At 37.6% G+C, this 21,730-nt stretch carries 19 protein-coding genes; 13 read left to right on the plus strand and 6 right to left on the minus strand.

The window, feature by feature from the left end; all coding sequences use genetic code 11:
• The first annotated feature begins 71 nt into the window (after nt 1-71).
• Nucleotides 72-2,150: a DNA polymerase III subunit gamma/tau gene (locus RMA95_RS11265; protein WP_311070632.1), complete on the plus strand. Its 2,079-nt coding sequence runs from the start codon at nt 72-74 to the stop codon at nt 2,148-2,150.
• Nucleotides 2,151-2,474: 324 nt separating this feature from the next.
• Entirely contained in the window at nt 2,475-4,703 is a 2,229-nt protein-coding gene (locus tag RMA95_RS11270; RefSeq protein ID WP_311070634.1) for a phosphocholine-specific phospholipase C, read from the plus strand.
• 47 nt (nt 4,704-4,750) lie between these two features.
• Here RMA95_RS11270 and RMA95_RS11275 read toward each other — a convergent pair whose 3' ends face one another.
• Together RMA95_RS11275 and RMA95_RS11280 are read right to left on the minus strand one after the other, a co-directional pair.
• Entirely contained in the window at nt 4,751-5,185 is a 435-nt protein-coding gene (locus tag RMA95_RS11275; RefSeq protein WP_311070636.1) for a thioesterase family protein, read from the minus strand.
• Nucleotides 5,185-6,342, minus strand: a complete 1,158-nt coding sequence (locus RMA95_RS11280) for an iron-containing alcohol dehydrogenase (RefSeq protein ID WP_086496966.1) — start codon at nt 6,340-6,342, stop codon at nt 5,185-5,187. The genes RMA95_RS11275 and RMA95_RS11280 overlap by 1 nt, the downstream gene beginning before the upstream one ends.
• A gap of 299 nt (nt 6,343-6,641) precedes the next feature.
• On the opposite strand from RMA95_RS11280, the gene RMA95_RS11285 reads away from it, so the two are divergent.
• Nucleotides 6,642-7,001: a YcgJ family protein gene (locus RMA95_RS11285; RefSeq protein WP_311070639.1), complete on the plus strand. Its 360-nt coding sequence runs from the start codon at nt 6,642-6,644 to the stop codon at nt 6,999-7,001.
• Nucleotides 7,002-7,065: 64 nt separating this feature from the next.
• Here RMA95_RS11285 and RMA95_RS11290 read toward each other — a convergent pair whose 3' ends face one another.
• Nucleotides 7,066-7,539 (minus strand): winged helix-turn-helix transcriptional regulator, encoded by a 474-nt coding sequence (locus RMA95_RS11290; protein WP_311070641.1) that lies wholly within the window; start codon nt 7,537-7,539, stop codon nt 7,066-7,068.
• Between the two features lie 62 nt (nt 7,540-7,601).
• Between RMA95_RS11290 and RMA95_RS11295 the strand changes: the two genes are divergently transcribed.
• The 5 genes from RMA95_RS11295 to RMA95_RS11315 all read left to right on the plus strand — a co-directional run bounded on the left by RMA95_RS11295 (nt 7,602) and on the right by RMA95_RS11315 (nt 11,852).
• Nucleotides 7,602-7,829: a 4-oxalocrotonate tautomerase family protein gene (locus RMA95_RS11295; RefSeq protein WP_311070644.1), complete on the plus strand. Its 228-nt coding sequence runs from the start codon at nt 7,602-7,604 to the stop codon at nt 7,827-7,829.
• Between the two features lie 302 nt (nt 7,830-8,131).
• On the plus strand, nt 8,132-8,635 hold the full coding sequence (locus tag RMA95_RS11300) for a low molecular weight protein-tyrosine-phosphatase (protein ID WP_263613939.1): 504 nt from the start codon (nt 8,132-8,134) through the stop codon (nt 8,633-8,635).
• A 19-nt stretch (nt 8,636-8,654) separates the two neighbouring features.
• Complete coding sequence (gene murB / locus RMA95_RS11305) at nt 8,655-9,689, plus strand: UDP-N-acetylmuramate dehydrogenase (RefSeq protein WP_311070646.1); 1,035 nt, start codon at nt 8,655-8,657, stop codon at nt 9,687-9,689.
• Between the two features lie 4 nt (nt 9,690-9,693).
• The gene (locus tag RMA95_RS11310; protein ID WP_311070648.1) at nt 9,694-10,824 is read left to right on the plus strand and encodes a YdcF family protein; all 1,131 of its coding nucleotides are present in this window, start codon (nt 9,694-9,696) and stop codon (nt 10,822-10,824) included.
• Nucleotides 10,824-11,852, plus strand: coding sequence for an alpha/beta hydrolase (locus tag RMA95_RS11315; RefSeq protein WP_263613936.1), 1,029 nt, complete (start codon nt 10,824-10,826; stop codon nt 11,850-11,852). Before RMA95_RS11310 ends, RMA95_RS11315 begins: the two co-directional genes overlap by 1 nt.
• Nucleotides 11,853-11,912: 60 nt before the next feature.
• On the opposite strand, the gene RMA95_RS11320 is transcribed toward RMA95_RS11315, so the two are convergent.
• The 3 genes from RMA95_RS11320 to RMA95_RS11330 all read right to left on the minus strand — a co-directional run bounded on the left by RMA95_RS11320 (nt 11,913) and on the right by RMA95_RS11330 (nt 15,415).
• Complete coding sequence (locus RMA95_RS11320) at nt 11,913-12,416, minus strand: hypothetical protein (protein WP_081404935.1); 504 nt, start codon at nt 12,414-12,416, stop codon at nt 11,913-11,915.
• A 61-nt stretch (nt 12,417-12,477) separates the two neighbouring features.
• The gene (locus tag RMA95_RS11325) at nt 12,478-13,533 is read right to left on the minus strand and encodes a linear amide C-N hydrolase (RefSeq protein ID WP_311070652.1); all 1,056 of its coding nucleotides are present in this window, start codon (nt 13,531-13,533) and stop codon (nt 12,478-12,480) included.
• Between the two features lie 208 nt (nt 13,534-13,741).
• On the minus strand, nt 13,742-15,415 hold the full coding sequence (locus RMA95_RS11330) for an FMN-binding glutamate synthase family protein (RefSeq protein WP_274786156.1): 1,674 nt from the start codon (nt 15,413-15,415) through the stop codon (nt 13,742-13,744).
• A gap of 516 nt (nt 15,416-15,931) precedes the next feature.
• Here RMA95_RS11330 and RMA95_RS11335 point away from each other — a divergent pair.
• The 5 genes from RMA95_RS11335 (at nt 15,932) to RMA95_RS11355 (ending at nt 21,691) form a co-directional block, all read left to right on the plus strand.
• Nucleotides 15,932-16,363, plus strand: a complete 432-nt coding sequence (locus RMA95_RS11335) for a hypothetical protein (protein ID WP_263613933.1) — start codon at nt 15,932-15,934, stop codon at nt 16,361-16,363.
• Nucleotides 16,364-16,898: 535 nt separating this feature from the next.
• The gene (locus RMA95_RS11340; protein WP_275290118.1) at nt 16,899-17,429 is read left to right on the plus strand and encodes a spore coat U domain-containing protein; all 531 of its coding nucleotides are present in this window, start codon (nt 16,899-16,901) and stop codon (nt 17,427-17,429) included.
• Between the two features lie 86 nt (nt 17,430-17,515).
• The gene (locus RMA95_RS11345) at nt 17,516-18,223 is read left to right on the plus strand and encodes a fimbria/pilus periplasmic chaperone (RefSeq protein WP_311070656.1); all 708 of its coding nucleotides are present in this window, start codon (nt 17,516-17,518) and stop codon (nt 18,221-18,223) included.
• Nucleotides 18,224-18,263: 40 nt separating this feature from the next.
• Nucleotides 18,264-20,672 (plus strand): fimbria/pilus outer membrane usher protein, encoded by a 2,409-nt coding sequence (locus RMA95_RS11350; protein ID WP_311072259.1) that lies wholly within the window; start codon nt 18,264-18,266, stop codon nt 20,670-20,672.
• Complete coding sequence (locus RMA95_RS11355) at nt 20,663-21,691, plus strand: spore coat U domain-containing protein (protein WP_311070658.1); 1,029 nt, start codon at nt 20,663-20,665, stop codon at nt 21,689-21,691. The genes RMA95_RS11350 and RMA95_RS11355 overlap by 10 nt, the downstream gene beginning before the upstream one ends.
• Nucleotides 21,692-21,730: the final 39 nt, after the last annotated feature.

Genomic DNA, 21,730 nt, shown 5'->3' on the forward strand with positions numbered 1-21,730 from the left:
CGGATATGAGCTTTATGCGTTCACACTCTTTTAAAAACAAAGTATGCTTATGCCTGTAATAAGGAGCATACATGTATCAAGTACTTGCTAGAAAATACCGTCCACGTAATTTCAATGAGTTAGTGGGGCAAAACCATGTTTCTCGTGCATTAAGTAGTGCATTGGAACGCGGTCGTCTTCACCATGCTTATTTATTTACAGGAACGCGTGGTGTAGGTAAAACTACAATTGCACGTATTTTAGCCAAGTGTTTGAACTGTGAAACAGGTGTGACTGCTACACCATGTGAAGTTTGTGCAACGTGTAAGGCGGTAAATGAAGGCCGTTTTATTGATTTAATCGAAATTGATGCTGCTTCAAGAACAAAAGTAGAAGATACTCGTGAACTATTAGACAACGTTCCTTATGCACCAACGCAAGGTCGTTTTAAAGTTTACCTGATTGACGAAGTACATATGCTATCGACGCATTCTTTTAATGCGTTATTAAAAACACTAGAAGAACCACCAGAACACGTTAAGTTTCTGTTTGCTACGACTGACCCACAAAAGCTACCGATTACGGTCATTTCACGTTGTTTGCAATTTACTTTACGACCTTTAGCTGTAGATGAAATTACTAAGCACCTTGGCGCTATTCTTGAAAAAGAGCAAATTAATGCTGATCAGGATGCAATTTGGCAAATTGCTGAATCTGCTCAAGGTTCACTGCGAGATGCACTATCTTTAACTGACCAAGCGATTGCTTATGGACAGGGTGCTGTACATCATCAAGATGTTAAAGAAATGCTTGGGTTGATTGACCGTACAATTATTTATGATTTGATTTTAGCGGTTCATCAAAACCAACGTGAGAAAGTTAGTCAGCTTTTATTGCAATTTAGACATCAAGCGCTAGATGTTTCACTGGTGCTTGACCAGCTCATTTCAACATTGCATGAATTGGCAATTTTGCAATATCTACCTGATTTGAGTTTGAAATATAGCGATGAAATCAATCGCAAAATCATGCAACTGTCTAAGCTAATTTCTGCTCAAGATTTGCAGCTTTATTACCAAATCGCATGTAAAGGTCGTTCAGACTTGCAACTTGCCGTAACGCAAGAGCAAGGTTTTGAAATGTGTATTTTACGCTTATTGGCATTCCGTCCTTTAGCGCCAAATGAAATTTTAGTATCAGAGCCTGTTCAACAAAATGAGCAAGCAGTAGTAGGGCTAAATCAACAAGCTCAGCAAACAGTTCAAGAGATTCCACCTGTAAGTACTGTTCAGCCGGTTGAAGTTATTAATCAACCCGCTATGGTTGAACCTGAACCTGAACCTGAACCTGAACCTGAACCTGAACCTGAACCTGAACCTGAGTCTAATCAGGATTTAATGGTATTTGATCCAAATCATCATGAGCTGATTGGACTTGAGTCAGCAGTTATTCAAGAGACCGTTAGTGTTCTAGAAGAAGATTTCATACCAGTACCAGAACAGAAGTCAGTACAGGTTCAAGCTGAAACCCAAGCCAAACAAATTGAACCAGAACCAGCTTTTATTGCTGAGTCTCAAGGTTTGTTTGAAGAATCTAGCGCTGCTGAATTTTCCCTCGGTCAGGATGCGCCTTTAACTCATGACTTAGTTTCTGAACCTATTATTGAGCAGCAACAATTGGTGCAACCCGAAGTGGTTATTGAAACTGCTACAGCTGTAGAAGAATCTAGCGCAACTGATAACGGGCAGTTGATGCCTCAGGATATTTTGAAGCTTTCTGCTCAAGTTTTGGAAAGTGAGTGGACACTTGAAAAATGGGAATACTGGTTTAGAAACAGCCAGCTTTCCCCAGCCGTTCAAGAACTTGCTCAACATGGTGTAATGACTGGAGAAATTGGTGGTAACACGGTTTTCCATATTCCTCAAGAATATGAAAATATGCTGACCCAATTACAGCAAGGCCTCATTGATGCATTAAACGAGCAATGGCCGAATACACAATTTACGGTTGAGTATGGTGCAGTTAATACATCTACACCTTATGTCATGCAAAGCATTCGTAAAGAAAAAGCTTTCCATAGAGCGACAGAACTATTACAGCAACAACCCGTTATAAAAAGCCTGATTGATACTTTTGATGGCGAACTCCAAAATATTCAATTAAAGCCTTAAATTTACATAAATTTTGACCTTGTGAGAAATGTGGAAATAATAGAATTTTCATATTTTTCACTGGATTGAAATATTCAGGTCACGCCACTGTCATTGTACTTTTCTATGTTAGCCATTTTAGATTTTAAATGGACTATATATCGTCATGAAAAGGCAATGCACAGGAACACCTTCCTTTAAATATTCTTATTTTTTATTAATCGGCGCCATTCTGCTGAGTGGTTGTAACGACTCATCAAATGATAATTCAAATACACCAGAGACAGGTAAAAAGCCTGTAATGCGCTGTGCTCCTTAAACTTAAATAATAAAAAGAACCTGATCATGATTACACGTCGTAAATTTTTAAATTACTCTTTAAATATGGGTTTTGGTGCTGCGGCATTGGCAGCTTTTCCATCTAGTATTCAAAAAGCTTTAGCCATTCCTGCAAATAATAAAACGGGTACTATTCAAGATATTGAACACGTTATTATTTTAATGCAGGAAAACCGATCTTTTGATCATTACTTTGGTACGTTAAAAGGCGTTCGAGGTTTTGCTGACCGCTTTACAATTCCCTTGCCAAATGGTCGTAAGGTTTGGGAACAGCTTAGACGCAATCGGCAAGTTTTAACGCCTTTTCATTTAGACGGTACAGCCAATAATGCACAGCGTGCAGATGGCACACCGCATACATGGAACGATAGTCAGTTGGCATGGGATAATGGGCGTATGGCGAACTGGCCAACTCATAAGACTGATATATCCATGGGCTACTTTAAAGAAAAAGAAATTCCATATCAGTTTGCGCTTGCCAATGCCTTTACGATTTGTGATGCCTATCATTGCTCTATGCACACTGGAACAGATGCTAACCGCTCTTTTCATTTAACTGGAACTAATGGGGCAACACCGACCAAGCGTTCATTTGTAAATAACGAATGGGACTGGATTGATGGTAATCCTGCCACGGCAGATCGCGGTTATACATGGAAGACCTATGCCGAAAGATTAGAAGAAGCAGGGGTAAGTTGGATTTGTTATCAAAATATGCCGGATGAATGGGGCGATAATATGCTTGGTGCATTTCGTTCCTTTAGAAAGGCAAACATTGCTTCTGGTTACCCAGTTGCAAGTGGTGGTGAACCAAACAAACCATATGCAGATACGGGCCAAAAACTACCGTATAAAGCCTATGACTCTGCTACGGATAATGCCAAAAATCCACTCTATAAAGGCATTGCAAATACACTACCGGGCAATAAGCCTGAAGAATACCTCGATGCTTTTAAACGCGACATTCGTGAAGGTATGTTACCTCAAGTGTCTTGGATTAATGCGCCCTCAATTTATTGCGAACATCCAGACCCTTCAAGTCCTGTCCAAGGGGCATGGTTTATTCAAGAAATTATTGATGCATTAACTGCTGTGCCAGAAGTCTGGAGTAAAACAGCACTGCTTATTAACTTCGATGAAAATGATGGTTACTTTGACCATGTACCGTCACCATCTGCGCCATCACGACTTGCAAATGGTCAGTATGCTGGCAAATCGACATTAAGTAGTGCCGATATGCAGGATGAATATTTTGATCATGCTGCGCCTGAAGGAAGCCATTCTCAGCCTACACCTGATGGTCGTGTTTATGGTCCGGGTCCTCGTGTTCCGTTATATGTGATTTCCCCATGGAGCCGTGGTGGCTGGGTCAATTCGCAAGTGTTTGACCATACCTCTGTACTCATGTTTTTAGAAAAACGTTTTGGGGTTAAAGAGCCGAATATCAGTGCGTACCGCCGTGCAGTGTGTGGTGATTTAACCAGTGCATTTAACTTTAAAACTCCAAATGCAGATGTTTTACCGCAGCTGAGCGGTAAACAAACACGTGTGCAGGCAGATACATTAAGGGTAAATCAAGAAGCTTTGCCTGCTGTTCCTGTACCAACGGATATTAAGTTGCCGATCCAGCAAAGTGGCATACGTTTGTCGCGTGCGCTACCTTACGAATTGCATACCAGTGCGCGCTGTAAAGCGGATGGCAAAGTGCAATTAATATTCTCTAATACAGGTACACAAGCTGCGGTTTTTCATGTTTATGACAAACTTAACTTAGACCGTATTCCAAAGCGTTATATTGTCGAGCCGAATAAAACTTTAGACGATGAATGGGATGCTTTAAAAGATAACCTAGGTTGTTATGACCTATGGGTACTTGGTCCAAATGGCTACCATCGTCATTTCAAAGGGGATACTCAACGTATTGTTGATAGTGGCGTTAAACCTGAAATTCGCGTCTGTTATGACATTGCCAATGGTGATGTTTATGTCGAACTTATGAATGAAGGAACCAAGGATGCAATATTGACGATAAAACCTTGTGCATACCGAAAAGATGCACCTTTACAACTTACCGTAAAAGTGGGACAGCTTGTTAAGCAGCATTGGGCTTTGGCTGATGTAGGGCATTGGTATGATTTTGAAATCACGAGTCAGAGTGATCCGTATTATTACCGACGTTTTGCGGGCCGAGTCGAAACGGGTGAAGACTCCTTTAGTGATCCCGCAATGATGTAAGTTTAGGTGGGCAAAAAGAACAGATCATTTTCTTTTTGCCCCATTTTTTATAATAAAAAATTCTCTAATACTGCACGAATTGACTCAGAAATTGGAACAGTCTTACGCGTTTCACGATCTACAAACACATGCACAAAATGCCCTTGAGCTGAGGCTTGATCTTGACCTTGTTTAAAGATTGCCAATTCATAACGTAGTGAAGTCGTACCGATTTTACCAATCGCAACACCTACTTGAATAATTTCTGGAAATGATAACTCTTGTAAAAAGCTACAAGCTGAATCAACCACTAACCCAATTGACTTTGCTTCATGAATATCAAAACCTGTTTTCTGAATGAGCAATGCATTGGCTGCTGTATCGAAGTAGCTATAGTAAGTCACATTATTCACATGACCATAAATATCATTATCTGCCCAACGCGTTTGAATATCTAAAAAGAACTTAAATTGATCTCGGTTTCTTAAAACTGGTTTAGTCATTAATGAATCGCCTGATAAATTGCCAAAGCAGCTGCTTCTGTCATATCTCGTGGATTATTTTGTAGCAAGCGAGTTTGTAACATGGCATCTTGTGCAAGCCGAGGTAAGCTCGACTCATCAATACCCAAATCTCTAAGTTTTAAGGTCAAGCCACTACGGTCTAAGTGGTTCTGCATATGGTCAATAAACAGATCACACAAGCCATCGGTGCTGCCATTACTGTATGGATCGAGCCATTGCATAAGTTCTGCATAGTATTTTTTTGCATTGGGCGCATTAAATTTTAATACTTCGACCAACACTAAGGCATTGGTATGTCCATGTGATAAATGAAAATGACCGCCCAATGGGTAAGCTAAAGCATGTACAGCGGCAACAGGCGAGTTTGCGAATGCTTGACCTGCGAGCATTGAACCGAACAGCATGTTTTGACGTGCTTCTAAATCATTACCATCTTTAAGAACTTTCGGTAAGTTATGGTTTAGTAGCTTCAAAGCATTCTTAGCTAAAATATCGGTGTATATATTCTTCTTGTGTTTAGAGGTATATGCCTCAATGGCATGCACCATCGCATCGATACCTGTTGCAGCAGTAATATGAGCTGGCAAGTTTTGAGTAAAGGTAGCATCAAGAATTGCAGTGTCTGCGTACAGTACTGGAGAGACAATCCCCATTTTTGTCGTTTCACCCGTGGTGACAATGGAGATAGGCGTTACTTCCGAACCCGTACCGGCTGTCGTTGGAATTAAAATAAGCGGAAGGCGAGCTGTGGTGACTTGGTTTACGCCATACATGTCTTGCAAACTTTGAGTCTGGTCGGGGTGGGCGAGTAAAGCAATAACTTTTGCAACATCTAAAGAACTGCCACCACCAAAACCAATAATGGCATCTACATTTTGCTGTTTTGCATAATTGGCTGCATCTAAGACCACTTGTTCTGGTGGGTCAGCCTGTACATCTGCATAAATGTCATATTCAATATTGAGTGTATCTAAAATTTGAAGAATGGGTAGATGTAACTGATTTTTGATCATGCCTGCATCGGTGACCAGTAATAACTTACGGTAAGCTTTTGATGACAAAACATTTTGTAATTCTTGTATAGAGCCTAAGCCAGAGATGATGTTTGGAACGGTTTGAAATTGAAAATGGCTCATATACGTTATTTCCTTATTCTTGAAAATTATTGTTGAACGATTCTATAAGATTCAATCTTTAAATAACTTAGCATAAGACACTTTAAAATAAAGTAGTTCTGGGGCAATTATGTTGAGTGTTGTATAAGATGAGCACTGTTTTTATGTGCTCTAAATCGGATATTCAGGCGATGCACAAGTTATTTAAGAAGCCATTGAACGGTGGGCTTTTTGTTATTTATAGGGCTCTGTTGATTTTCTGGCAAGCTTCTAATTTATATAATGTCTTAACAATTTATAATTTTATTCGGTTCTAAAAAATGAAAATTTCTAAAACTTTACTTAGTGTTATTGGATGTACTTGCTTTATGCTTAGCTCCGCAGCGATGGCAAAAACCAACTCTGGTGTATATTCACCTCAAAAGGGTGTAATTTGTGACAAATACATTTGCGCAGACAAAAAGGGTATCTCTAAAAAACTTACAGCTAAATACTTAGGCACTTATAAAGCGAATAAAGCGTTCTCTCAAGGCGATTTTGATACTTCAGCATTTACACTTTCAAATGGTGTGTTCTGTGATACCAAAACAAAACTATGTCATGTAGACCGATACTTCGAGAATGGTCATCGTAGTAAAATTGATAGAAATATGACTGATAAGTTATTTAAAAATAAATGATTTTTGTCTTCATGTTGCTTAAAAGCCCATAATATTTGAGCTTTTTTTATATCTAAATAAAAAGTTATTCCTTATTTCTGCGAGGAATAAGTTTCAGTTCCAGATTATTACGATCTATGATTTGATTAGATGAATCAACAAGCTTTAATTTGAGTTGATCATCTGAATTCTTCTTAAAAATTTTCACGACATCTTTATCGGCTTCAATAAAATTACTACCAGATTCAAGCATGGCAAGCAAAACAATATTTAAGCTTTTACCTTTTTTGGTGAGTAAGTATTCTTTACGCTCTCGTACACCCACTTCCTTATAAATTGATAGTTCAAATATTTCTAATTGGATGAGGTGTTTTAGACGATTAGATAAAATTTGCTTTGATATACCTGTATTTACTAAAAAATCATTAAATTTTGTTATCCCATAGAAAGCTTCTCTTAACAAGAGGATTGTCCATCTGTCATTCAATATTTCAGTAATTTTAAAGATTCCACATACATCTACGGGAAATTTATGATCTGGAATAATTTGATTTGACATTAGAGGGAGCTCCAATTAGGATGAGTCTATAATTTAGACCTAGCATTAATTCAGGTAGCATTATGCCATTTATAAATATACAAACTATAGAAGGTTTACTCGATAAAGACAGTAAGGCCGAACTTTTTAAACGGATAACAGACTTATTTGTAGAAATAGAGGGTAAGGGTAATCCAGCTTTTCGAGAGCATGTTTGGATTCGAATTGATGAATATCCACCTGAACAGTGGCAATTAGGTGGCTTAAGGCCAACAAAGGAAATGATTGAGTTAATGACTGCATCTAAGTGATTTATTTAAAGCCCTATGAGTAGGGCTTTTATAATTGAGTATGTGTTTGCTGAAAATATATTTAGCGTATCTAATGAAAATAAAAATACAAATTTAGCTACTTTGTCGCCTGATTTATCAACTTTTAATCTATTGATAAACATTATTTTCCTTTTCAAGCCATCTGAGTTTTGACAAAATGCAACTTGTCACAATGGTCAACTCAAACCTGACAACAATTGATAGTTTAGTCAGGATTTTGCAAGATTTTACGTGCAAAATACTTATTCATATGTAATTCAAGTGGTTGGAATAAATTTCTAATGGAAACGCAGTATAAGGTGTTATGTGTCTGTTTAGGAAATATCTGCCGTTCTCCCACGGCTGAAGTTGTTTTCAGACATTATTGTGATAAGCATCAACTTAATGTGATTGTCGATTCAGCTGGAACGAGCAATTATCATCCAAATAAAGCACCAGATCAGCGTAGCCAACTGCATGCGAAGAAAAGAGGCTATGACTTATCCTCTTTACGTGCCAGACAACTTTCAACTCAAGACTTTTTAGATTTTGATTTGATTTTGGCAATGGATCATCAGAACTTTGAAGATATTCATGATTTGCTACAAAGCGCTATCTTTCAATTTGGTAGCCATCAAATTCGAGCAAAAGTAGCATTAATGAGTGAACATGATCCTCAATATCCAAAACAAGCTTTGCCTGATCCTTATTATGGTGGGGATGATGGTTTCGAGCGCGTACTTGACCAATGTGAATCAAGTACTCTGGCATGGATTAATGTCTTAAAAAAACAATTGAATGTTTAAGAATAGGTTTATCAATACAATGCAAATTCAAAATCAAGTACAGCTTAAGCCATTCAATACTTTAAGTTTAGATGTAACATCTTCTCATTATACTAAGATCACGTCTGTTGAAGACATTAAGGAAGCTTTAGATTTTGCTAAAGCGCATGAGCTAAATGTACTTGTATTATCTGGCGGTAGTAATATGTTGCTACCGCAGCAAATTAATGCGTTAGTCATTCATCTTGATATTCAGGGTATAGAAGTTTTATCTGAAGATGAGGATTTTGTTTGTGTCAAAGTAGGTGCAGGGCAAGTTTGGCACGATTTTGTTTTATATAGCACACAGCAGAACTGGTTTGGCTTGCAAAATTTAGCCCTTATTCCGGGCTTAGTCGGTGCTTCACCCGTACAGAATATTGGTGCTTATGGTGTTGAGGTTGGTGAGTTTATTGAGTCAGTACAAGTCTATGACCGTAAACTTAAAGAGACCCAATCAATTTTGGCGGCCGACTGTCATTTTTCTTATAGACATAGCATTTTTAAAGATGATCCGACACGCTACATCATTACGCATGTTACCTTTAAATTACTTAAACAAGCTCATTTAAAGCTGAATTATGGTGATTTAAAGCAAGCGGTTGGAGACGACCTAACTGCTGAGAATTTACAAAATCAGGTCATCCGTATTCGCCAAAGTAAATTACCCGATCCTAAAGCATATCCAAATGTAGGAAGTTTCTTTAAAAACCCGATTGTAAGTGCTCAAGAATTTGAACGCTTAATCACACAATTTTCAACAATTCCACATTATCCTCAAGCCAACGGCAACGTTAAAATTGCAGCGGGCTGGTTAATTGATCAAGCAGGTTGGAAAGGGAAACAACTTGGTGTAGTAGGGATGTTTCACAAACAAGCGTTGGTTTTGGTGAATTATGCCAATGCATCTCTTGCTGATGTAAAGAAAACTTATCAAGCTGTACAACATGATGTTGATCAGCGGTTCCATGTTATGTTAGAACCAGAGCCTGTGCTTTATAACAGTTTAGGTTTAATTGAAAATCATACGGAATAGGTCTATGCCAAAAGTACACTTGATGGTACGTTTTGTACAAGTAGTTACTGTGCTATTTGTACTATTAGGCTGTTTCGTGGTTTTTTTATATTCGCCATTTTACTCAAAACTTATTGTAGCTGGACTTAACTATTTTGTTCCGGTAGATGTGAATGAAGTGGCAGCGGAAAGCCAGCGACAAGCTGCATTAAGTGAACATGATAACTTAGAACCAGGTTCAAATTTATGGATTGCACGTCAAGCATATTTAAAGCTGACCGAAGATGCGATACGTGAAAAAAAGACAGAAGACTTGGGCTACATCCAAGAGAACTATAAAGCTTTGCAGCAAATTATTCTTTTAGAAGAAAAAGAACAAGAGCAGGAAGAAGATGACGACACCTCAGCTGTAAGTGTACCTCTAGTTGCTAAAAACTCAGAAATTGATGCTGCTGATGAAGCAAGTAGTCCTATTGATGAGGCACTTTTTATTAATAGTTCTGAAAATAAAGCGCTTACCGAACAATATACTGAGTTTTTAGCTAGAAAACCTGTCGTACCAGAACATCAGAAAGCGGTAAGTGAGCCTGAGCAGAAAGTTGAATATGTCCGTAAAAATCCATTACCGACTCAACCTAAAAAGTTATCAGAACCCTACGCTATTGTGGTGTTAGGTGGTGGTTTAACTTTAGATAAAAATGGCAAAGATATTGTAGTTAACAGCTATACACGATTAAGACTGGAAAAAACGCTAGAAGTTGAAAAGCAAAACCATTTACCCATTGTATTAAGTGGTGTTGAAGCTCCTTACATGCAGGCTTGGTTGAAAGAACGTGGCGTTGATGCAAAATTATTAGAACAAAGAAGTATGAATACTTGTGAGAATACTCGCTTTAGTTCATTGCTGCTTCAAAAGAAAGGTGGTGCACCTACGGTGATGTTAGTCACAGATGAATATCATATGCCGCGTACGCGCCGTCTATTTGCTTTGAATGGCATCGAAACGATTCCAGTAATTGCCCCAATGCCAACAGCACTTACACGTTGGCAACCAAGTACACAAAACTACGATCATAGTCGTCGTGCAAATTATGAATTACTTGCGACAATTCGTGACATGTTATTTGGTTCAAGTGATTGTCGAGAGGTGCCTTAATGTCTGAGATTCCATTTCTCAATCCTGCCGTATTAAAACAATTAGATTTACCGGTGCCTAACCGTGATCTCACTCCGCAAGTTTTAAGTCCACTTAATTTAAATACATTAGAAGAACCTTCTCGTGAACTTTTAGCCTACCGAAAATTATATGGTTTGCATTTGCTCGACTGTGACCATTGGCAAGGCTATGTTCAAATGCCTTTATTTCGTCTACATGTCCAAGTTTTTAAGCCTAAAGTAGATAAAGTACAGGGAACTGTATGTTTGTTACATGGTTATCTTGAGCATAGCGGGATATATCAACCCATCATTCGTGAAATACTTGAGCAAGGTTTTAGTGTAATTACCTATGATTTACCTGGTCATGGTTTGAGCAATGGTTCACCAGCAAGTATTCAAAATTTTGATCATTATCAGCAAGTTCTAATGGCTGTTTATCGGTATGTTAAACATGCAGATCAATTACCCAAACCTTGGGTAGGTATAGGCCAAAGTACGGGTGGGGCAATTTGGATGCATCATCTGCTTGAATATGCCGAAAAAAGACAAGACCCAATCGTTGATAGAGTTTTGCTACTTTCGCCTTTAATTCGACCTGCTAAAACTGCATGGTGGCATAATCCGGTAGGACTCGGCATTATTCGCCGCATAAAGCGTCAGGTTCCTAGGCACTTTAGACGCAATAACCATAACCCTGAATTTTTACGATTTATTCGTTTAAAAGATCCGTTACAGCCACGCATGATGGGTATGGACTGGATTTTGGCAATGTCAAAATGGATGCAGGAAATGGAAGAACGACCTGCTTGCCGTATTCCTGTCTGGTTGGCGCAAGGGGCATTAGATCAAACGGTAGACTGGCGTTATAACATTGAGTTTATTCGCCGTAAATTTAGACTTCAAACATTATTAATGCTTGAAGAGGGGTCTCATCAATTAATTAATGAACGTGCAGATATTCGTGCGGCTTTAACTGGTTTGATTCCAGCCTTTTTACATGCTAAGCCAAAGCATTTTTATTATTAAAAAATTAATGCACTCACTCTAGTCAATAGATTGAGTGCATCAGTTAATCAAATCAGATGATTATTTTAAGCTTTGATAAAGCTCAACGAAATTTTTATACACTGAAGATTGCTTTTGCGGTGAATACATATTTCGCTCAATAATACCTTTATCAGTTTTAACTAAAACATTAATGTTTTTCGCGTTTTTAAATTCCTGTAAGAATTGACTTGGAATAATAAAGTATGTCGTCGAGTGCTTAGGAACAAGGCGACTGACATTTGTTTTCTCAGTAGCTTGAGCTGGTTTATAACTAAATTGTTTCCCATCAATATCAAATACTAATGAATTAATATCATAGAAGTTATAACTACTACTTAAATGTACATCTACGCGGACTTGGTTTTTCTGTTGTTCATTCCATTTAACGAGTAAGCTTGGACAAAGTTCTGTAGGTAAGCAATTAAGCTGACCCGCTGTCTTTACCTCAGATGTTGTTGTCGTGGTATTAGACTTATACGAAGTCGTACTACAAGCTGCTGTAAGTAAACAAGTACCTAATAAAAATAGGGCTTTTTTCATAATGTAATTCCAAGAAAGCACGTTTAATATTATTTATCTTAGAGATGATAAATTTTACCCTTCATTAAAGAGTTTTGGGGCTTAAAAAAGCAAATGGTTTTGCAATTTTAAAGTCAGAAGTCGCATCTCCAGCATAGATATGGCTTTGCTCGGGACCGAGATCCAGTCTACGCGTTTTACCATCTTTAAAATTTATTTTCTTCAAGTCGACCCAAAATACATTTGGTGATAAGGCTGATTCAAAAAAATAAAGCATCTGTTTATGGTCTGCAACAGTTCTCCAGCGAGTCGATGAAATATTAGGCTCTTCTTGTGTATTCAATCCATATGGAACAGAGGCATTCCGAATGACACTAAATACAGAAGCCTGAGCTTGTTTCATATCATCAGTTTTTGGAATTGCATTAATATAAAATGATGCTCGTGCAAAACGGTCAGAAGCACGGTTAGTACCTGGTAGCATAACGGTGCCGCCGATTTGTTTCCAATATTCCGCAAGTGCAAGCTGTTTATCAAATGTAGGGGAATTAGTCATAATTTGATAACTTCGGCTGTGATGAATCACTTGTTTTCCGCCGATATATTCAATGATTGCACTATCACCTGTTTTATCGGAAATAGACAAATGGAGTGTTGTGAGTCTTGATTCGCCCGGAACGCTATCTGTCACGATTGTATAGGGCTCTTTTTCAAGAGCTTTAACGGCTTCGTCAACGGTTGCAAAATTATCGAGTACATACTGTGCCCAAGCTGCGATGCTTAATAATGGTTTATTAGATTTTTTTACATCTGGATATTGGGATTCGACTAACCATAAGACATTAGCGACCAAACCAGCCTCATTCATTCCATCGGTTGTAGCAACTTCATAACCTGTAGCAATAACGCTGCCATATTTAGACGTCCATTTTATTGAATTTGGTCCTGCACTCCCATCACGAGCAACACCACTCGGCAAAATCCATAAATTTGTGCCTGTATCAACCTTCCAGTCCATTGAGCGGGCTGTAATAACATGTTGGTCATTGCCTAAATATACCGCACGTGTACAAGCGGCTGCATAGCTACTTAAACCAACAGCAAGAGCAATAAAAGTGGGAATGAATGTTTTTTTTAACATGAGTGAACACCTTCTTGTTATAACAATTTGAGGATATTTATTTAATAAAATTAAAGTGTGTATATTATTTATACTTTTATAGTAGGTGAAAAATATAGCAAAGACAAATTAATAACAGAATTTTATTTAAATAAAAATCACATAATAAGTTAGAAAATAGAAGGGCATCACAATAAAGATGATGCCCAAATAATCAATCTAATTTAAATTAAAAATGATTGGCATCGGCCATATTCCACATACGGTAATAGAAATTATCATCATCATTTTTTAGTTCAGATTGTAAAAGTTCTCCTTCTTTCAAGAAGAAATGCAATTGAGCATAGTTCTTGATTTCACGGTCATTTACACGCTGAGCCAAATGATGAGCTTTAATATCTGAAGGATGGCGTAAACCAGCAGCAGCAATCATTTCTGATAAAGCATGTAATGTATTTTTATGGAAATTAAACACGCGCTCTGCTTTAGTGGGTACATGTAGTGCTTTTTGACGGTCTTTATCTTGAGTTGCTACACCTACAGGACATTGGTTGGTATGACAACTTTGCGCTTGAATACAACCCACAGCAAACATAAAACCACGTGCTGAGTTAACCCAATCTGCACCTAATGCAAAAGTACTGGCAATATCAAATGCGCTAATAATTTTGCCACTTGCACCAATTTTAACTTGGTCTCTTAGTCCTGCACCTACAAGCGTGTTATGTACAAAACGTAAGCCCTCACGTAATGGAGTACCAATATAGTCACTAAACTCAATTGGTGCTGCACCAGTACCACCTTCAGAGCCATCTACCACAATAAAATCTGGAACAATTTTTGTTTCAAGCATTGCTTTTACAATGCTCATAAATTGCCATGGCTGGCCAATACATAGTTTAAAACCAACTGGTTTACCACCAGATAATGTGCGCAGCTTTTGTAAAAAGTGCATCATTTCAATTGGTGTTGAAAAGCTAGAGTGTTTTGCGGGGGAAATACAGTCATGGTCACGTGAAACGCCACGAATTTCGGCAATTTCTGCGGTAATTTTATGTTTAGGTAAAATACCGCCATGACCAGGTTTAGCACCTTGTGAAAGCTTCAGCTCAATCATTTTGATCTGTGGTAATTGAGATTGCTTCGCAAACTTTTGTTCGTCAAATTTTCCATCTAAAGTACGGCAACCAAAATAACCACTGGCAATTTGCCAAACAATATCACCGCCATTTTCTAAATGATAAGGACTGAGACTACCTTCACCAGTGTCGTGATAGAAACCACCTAATTGCGCTCCTTTATTCAATGCACGTATTGCATTCGCACTTAAACTACCAAAGCTCATGGCAGAAATATTCATAATCGAAGCACTATAGGGTTGAAGGCATTGTGCATTACCAATTTGAATACGAAAACTCTTAGGATCTGCTGGTGGGCATGGACTAATTGAGTGCACAATAAAACGATAATCTTGTTGGTATACATCAATGATTGAGCCAAAAGGTTTATCCGCATTTTCATTTTTAGCGCGTTGATAAACTAGGCTTCTTTGCATACGTGAGAAAGGTAGGGCATCTTGATCGGCTTCAATAAAGTATTGGCGAATTTCAGGACGTATATCTTCAAATAAAAAACGGAAATGGCCCATAATTGGGTAATTTCTTAAGATAGAGTGTCTATTTTGTAAGACGTCATATAAACCCAATAGGCTCAATGCACTAGTCACTACCCATAAACCATTGAGTAGTGTGTCTGAAATAAAATAATAGATACTATGAGGGGTATATACGGTTCTAAACCACGTGATACTGAGTGCAGTAAAAATACACAAGAACCAGAGAGAATGGCGTGAAAAGAATGTATTGAGAAATTTATGTCGAATGATTTGTGCCGGACTCGCCATATGTGAACAAATTCCTAATGTTTTACTGGCACATACCTTGCCAAGAAGCAGCCCAAACTACAAGTAGGGAATTGTTAGTTGAAAATTAAATGACTATATATTTAGAAAGTGATAATGATATTTTGCTTGTGATGATCAAAATATTCAGTAAATATAATATTGAGTAGATTATAGAAATGATTAAATTTTATAATGAGAATGTTGATTATAAATTTCATAGCTAAAGTTATTATTTGGACTATAGCATTGAATAAAATTAATATTATTTAGAAAGGTTAATTGCAACTATTTTTCATCATATAAATTTATCTTTTAATTTAAGTATATTTTTATGCTTATAGTATTAATCAAACTCAAAAAAGATTTGTATATCACTTGATCAAAAAGCTAGCTTTTAAACTGATCATCTTGTGTTTTTTTAAACGTTTTTTGATAGTATTTGTCAATTGAAAGAGTATTTTCAATAGATTTTATTACAACTATATAGCATTCTAAAAAATTAAGTAAGGATTTGAAATGAGCTGGAAATTGTTAACATTTTCTGTTTTTTTTACTGATATTTTTTTATTGTTTTTAATGTTTTACCTTGGCTACGATTTTGAAACGTTTAGGAAAGTGGCTTTAGTTGAAACCTTACTTGTTATTGTGGCCATTATATTTGATGCAATGGAACAGAAAAAGAAACCTATTTTTCCAGGTTGTATCGTTTACCCTTTGCTAGGCATTTTATTTATTTTAGGTTTTACTCCCATTCTTGATTTTTTCGCAGAACGTCCTAAGGGGTTCCATACTTGGGATATCAAGAATATGTGGATGGTTAATGTGAGTGACGGAAATTATCAATTAGATCGGCTTGCTTGGTATGGCAAAGCATATGTTCAATTGGGCTTTGCGATGGTAGGTGGAATTTTAGGTTTCATTTTTCATTTAGTCTTTAGAAATACTTAAGCGACGTATTTTTCTTCTTTGCTGAAGGTAAGTCACTCTTACTATATAAAATTTAAGAAAAACTGTTCAATTTAAAGCTAACCACTTAGAATTCTTATTCATAGAATATTGCTTTCTTATTCATTTAAAATATATAGAACAAACAAAAGCTTAAATTTTGTTCTTCTAGTGGAAGCGAGATTTTAATAAATGATAAACTATAAAAAATGATGGTAAAATTTAACTAATGAAATTTTATCATTTTTTATTAAATCTAATAAAAAAGTGATTAAAATTACCGGAAATTTCTATAAAAAGTGGTATAGACCATACAAAAACACATAATTGAGAAATCCATCGAATTTTGAATTGTTAATAGATATTTAAAATGAAATTAATATCAGTATTTTTGTTGTTTTTTTGTATGATGCGCGGACAGTAGAGTAAAAAAATGACGCTTTGAAAAAACAGTCGAAAAAGCTAGTGATTGGATTGGGGAAGGCTAGTTTTTACATCTATTAATTCTTATTGGCGTAATGTAAAAAGGTTTTCAATCATGAAAAAATCTCTCATCGGTTTATCAGCAATTGCTATGGGTTTAATGTCTATCAATGCCGCAAATGCTGCAACGGCTACTGGTACATTAACTGTTAAGGCTACAATTACGAATAGTTGTGTACTCAATACTTCAGCTACAGGTACAACTGCTAATGCAGTTTTAGACTTTGGTACTTTAAGTTCGCTTGCGAGCAACGTAGATGCAGACACTACAACTACAGGTGGTACTGCAATTAAAGTTCTATGTAACAACACTGTGCCATGGACTTTGGCTTTTGATGCAGGCAAAAATGCTCAAACTACTCAACGCCGTATGATTGGCGGTGCAACAAGTAACGAATATATCCCTTATAACCTTTTCTCTGACACTAACCGTGCAACAGCAATCGGTATTTCAACAACAGCATACAGCGGGACAGGTACGGGTGCGGTACAAACAGTGAACGTATACGGTCGTATTCCTGCTGGCTCAGTTTTACCGAGTGCAGGTAGTTATGTTGACACAGTAACTGTGACTGTAACTTATTAATTTAAAAATAAGTTCAATTCGCTGTTGTCGCTAGCTCTTGTTTGAAAGAGCTAGCTTAATTTGAGAAAAGTTGTTCTGGGCAAGTTATGAGAAAAAATATCTTTGTTGTTACAAGTTTATTATTATTTTTGCCTAGTATGCTAAATGCTGCCTCAATACGTCTTTCTCCCGTAAATGTGGAAATATTGAGTGATCAAACAGCATCCTCAATTAGTTTGTATAATCAGTCAAATGAAAGTGCTGATTTACAAGTGCGTATATTTGAATGGACTCAAAATGCCGGGCAAGATCAATTAATACCTACAGATGATATTGCAATTAGCCCACCTTTTTTAAAATTACAACCGAATGACTCTTATAATTTACGGGTAGTGAGAATTAAGCCAGAGCCTATTTCTGGTGAAAAAACCTATCGTATTATTATTGATGAATTACCAAAGCCTATTGACAGCCGCAAAGCGTCTCAAGGTGTAAATGTATTGCTTCGCTCATCATTGCCTGTGTTTGTAGTCAATAAAGATGCAATTACGAAACTGAATTGGTCTATACAACAAGAACAAGATAATGCTTACCTTACGATAAGTAATGTTGGCAATCGCCATGCACTTTTAAATAATTTAATACTTGTCGATACGACTGCAAATAAAAGTTATCCGATTAAAGTAAATACTGTAAATGGTTATATTCTTTCCGGAAAATCAAGAAACTATAACATTAGCCCAGATTTTAAGTTCCAAGCTACTCATAAATATAATATTTCACTGAATATTAACGGTAAGCAAGCATCTCTATAAAGAGGCACATATGAAATATCTCGTAAGTGCTTTATGTGTTATGTACTTGCCGGTTCATGCTTTTGCTGAATCATTGCAAGATAGCACCAATGCGGCTTTACCAAGCATTCCGGAAGTTGCAAATTCTTCTTATCAGGGTTCTAGTTCTGATAAAGGATATGTACAGCTATTTTTAAATATTTCTGTTAACTCAAATACTTCTACGGACTTAATCTCGGTACGTCAGAATCAAGATAAAAAGTTATATGTTCGCGCTCGTGACTTAAAAGTTTTAAGGCTAAAAATGGATGAGCATGTCCCTGATAGCCAATGGGTGTGTATTAATGAATTTAAAGCAATTCAGTTTAAATATTTGGAAAATGAGCAGTCTCTAAACTTACAAGTTCCTTCAAGCATGTTAACGGACTACTCAGTTGACTTAACGGGTCAACAGACCACTAGCTCCAGTCTGCTAAAAATGAAACCCTTAAATGCTGCACTCCTGAATTACAGCCTGTATCACACCATAACCAATGATGAGAGTATTTTCTCTGGTTCGGCTGAAGGGTTTTTTAATAGCGGCATCGGTAATTTTTCATCAGGCGTTTTATACAACGGTAGTAATGAAACGAGCTATAGCCATGAAAAATGGGTACGTCTGGAAAGTAAATGGCAATATGTAGATCCTGAAAAAGTTAGAATATATACCCTAGGTGACTTTATTTCCAATAGCTCTGACTGGGGCAGTAGTGTACGTCTTGCCGGTTTGCAGTGGTCGAGTGCTTATACCCAGCGTGGGGATATTGTTACCTCGGCATTACCGCAGTTTTCAGGTTCAGCGGCACTGCCTTCAACACTGGACTTATACGTTAACCAGCAAAAGATTTATTCAGGCCTTGTTCCTTCAGGCCCTTTTGATATTAAACAGCTGCCGTTTATTTCAGGAAATGAAGTCACCCTGGTGACTACTGATGCCACAGGTCAGCAAACCATTACTAAAAAGCCTTACTATTTTTCATCGAAGATTCTGGCAAAGGACATCAATGAGTTTTCAGTAGATGTTGGGGTTCCACGCTATAACTATGGGCTGTATTCAAACGATTATGATGATGCCACCTTTGCTTCTGGCGCGATTCGCTATGGTTATAGCAACTCACTGACTTTAAGCGGTGGTGCAGAAGCTTCCACAGATGGTCTTTTCAACGTGGGAACAGGTTTTGCCAAGAATGTTTTTGGTGTTGGAGTGATTAATGCCGACGTTGCAGCAAGCCAGTATAAGGATGAGAACGGCTATTCTGTCTTACTTGGTTTAGAAGGGCGTATTAGTAAGAGTATTTCGTTTAATACCAGTTACCGCAAAGTATTTGATAACTATTTTGACTTAGCCCGTGTGTCTCAAATTCGATATTTAAAAGAGAATCAGATTACTTCGGAGCCACAAAATTATTTGAGCTACAGTGCACTGGCGGATGAAGTATTTAGGGCAGGGATTAACTATAACTTTTATACAGGCTATGGTGTTTATGTCGGCTATAACCAGATCAAGTACAGTGATAACTCGTATAAGTTGCTATCTGCTAACTTAAGTGGAAGTCTGAACAAGAACTGGGGCTTTTATAGTTCAGCTTATAAAGACTATGAAAACCATAAGGACTATGGCATTTACTTTGCGCTTCGCTATACGCCATCTACCAGAGTTAATGCGATTACAAGTTTCACTAATGACAGCGGTAAAACTACCTACAGACAAGAAATAAATGGATTTACCGATCCACAAATTGGTTCATTTGGATGGGGTGGTTATGTTGAGCGAGATCAGGATGCACATAACAATAATGCATCGATCTATGGTTCTTACCGCGCCCGAGCTGCGTACCTGACAGGTCGCTATAACCGAATTGGAGACAATGACCAAGTTGCACTTTCAGCGACAGGATCATTGGTTGCAGCAGCAGGACGCGTCTTTGCGGCCAATGAAATTGGAGATGGTTATGCTGTTGTTACCAATGCCGGACCGCAAAGCCAGATTATCAATGGTGGGGTAAATTTAGGAGAGACTGATAAGTCTGGAAGATTCTTAATCGCGAACTTAAGACCGTATCAATCCCATCATATCTATCTAGATCCATCTTATTTACCGCTGGAATGGGATGTGACAACGACCAACCGAACAGCGCTTGTGGGCTATCGCCAAGGTACTCTTGTTGACTTTGGTGCTCATCGAGTTGTTTCAGGATTAGTCAAAGTTGTTGATAAAAATAACTCACCATTATTGCCGGGTTATAGCGTTCGAATTAATGGGCAACAAGATGCTGTAGTAGGCTACGATGGCGAAGTATTCGTTCCCAACTTATTACAACAAAACAAACTTGAAGTAGATCTTCTCGATCATGGCACTTGTCAAATTAATTTCACTTATGAAAGTAAGCAATACAGTGCTAAAAAATTGGGGCCTTATGTATGTCAATAAGTGTTGTAAGTCATAGTTTCTGGATGGTAGCTAAAAAGTTTTCATCAGCAATAAAGTATAGTTTAGCTGCCTTAACCTTATTTGTACTTTATGCATTTTTTAGTTCGGCACATGCTGCCTGCACGGTAACTGGAACTACAAATAGTACTTATACTTATACAGCAGCAACGATTAATAGTGATGCAACTATTAATTTTTCGGGAACAATTAGCTGTCTTGGTGGGCGTACGACGCCAGAAATATCACCTTATATGTGTATGAAGACTGTATTTACAGGGGCTACTACCGCGAATAGCAGTGTGACGTTACCTTATACGGTTACGGCAACTGTAGGTGGGGCAGGTTCGACTACCACCAATCAAACGTCAAATGTTTGGTATGGACCCGTAAGAACAGTCGCAACAAACAATATTGTTAGTTACTCCGTAAATATAAAAGTACCAGCCCGATCAGGAACGCTAGTTGCCTATCCTAAAGGAACATATACGGGTACAGTTCAGCTTTATTGGGATATGCAAGCAAGTTCAAGTACTGTATGTGAAGGTGATAGTGGGGGTGGTTGGGACTCAGGTAATACGACTATTACAGCTAACTATGTTGTACCAAGTTTCTGCCAATTAGACTCTACCTCAAATGTCGATTTTGGCAATATTAGTGATATTGGTACGACTAGTCGTGACTATACGGCTCAAGGTGCGATTAATGCAACTTGCAACAATGGAACACCTTATAGCATTTATTTGGGGGACGGCAATAATCGTATAAGCGGTGGATTTAGACGTATGACCAATGGAAGTAGTCAATACATTCCTTATCAGTTATACAAAGATACTGCTTATAGCACAGTGTGGGATGCTACAGGTGGCATAACAGCGGTGGGTGGTTTTGGAGGAGTATCAAAGACAGGATCTGGCACTAGTCAAATTTCAAATGTATATGGAAAAATTCCGCAAGGAATCGCTATTTCAAGTACGCCCGGTAACTATTCAGATAGCATAGTTGTTACAGTGACTTATTAATTATTTGCCAACTCACTATTTATTTAATTAAGGAGGTGA

It is taken from the genome of Acinetobacter sp. V110_1 (genome assembly GCF_031798975.1).
Lineage (GTDB): Bacteria > Pseudomonadota > Gammaproteobacteria > Pseudomonadales > Moraxellaceae > Acinetobacter > Acinetobacter nosocomialis_A.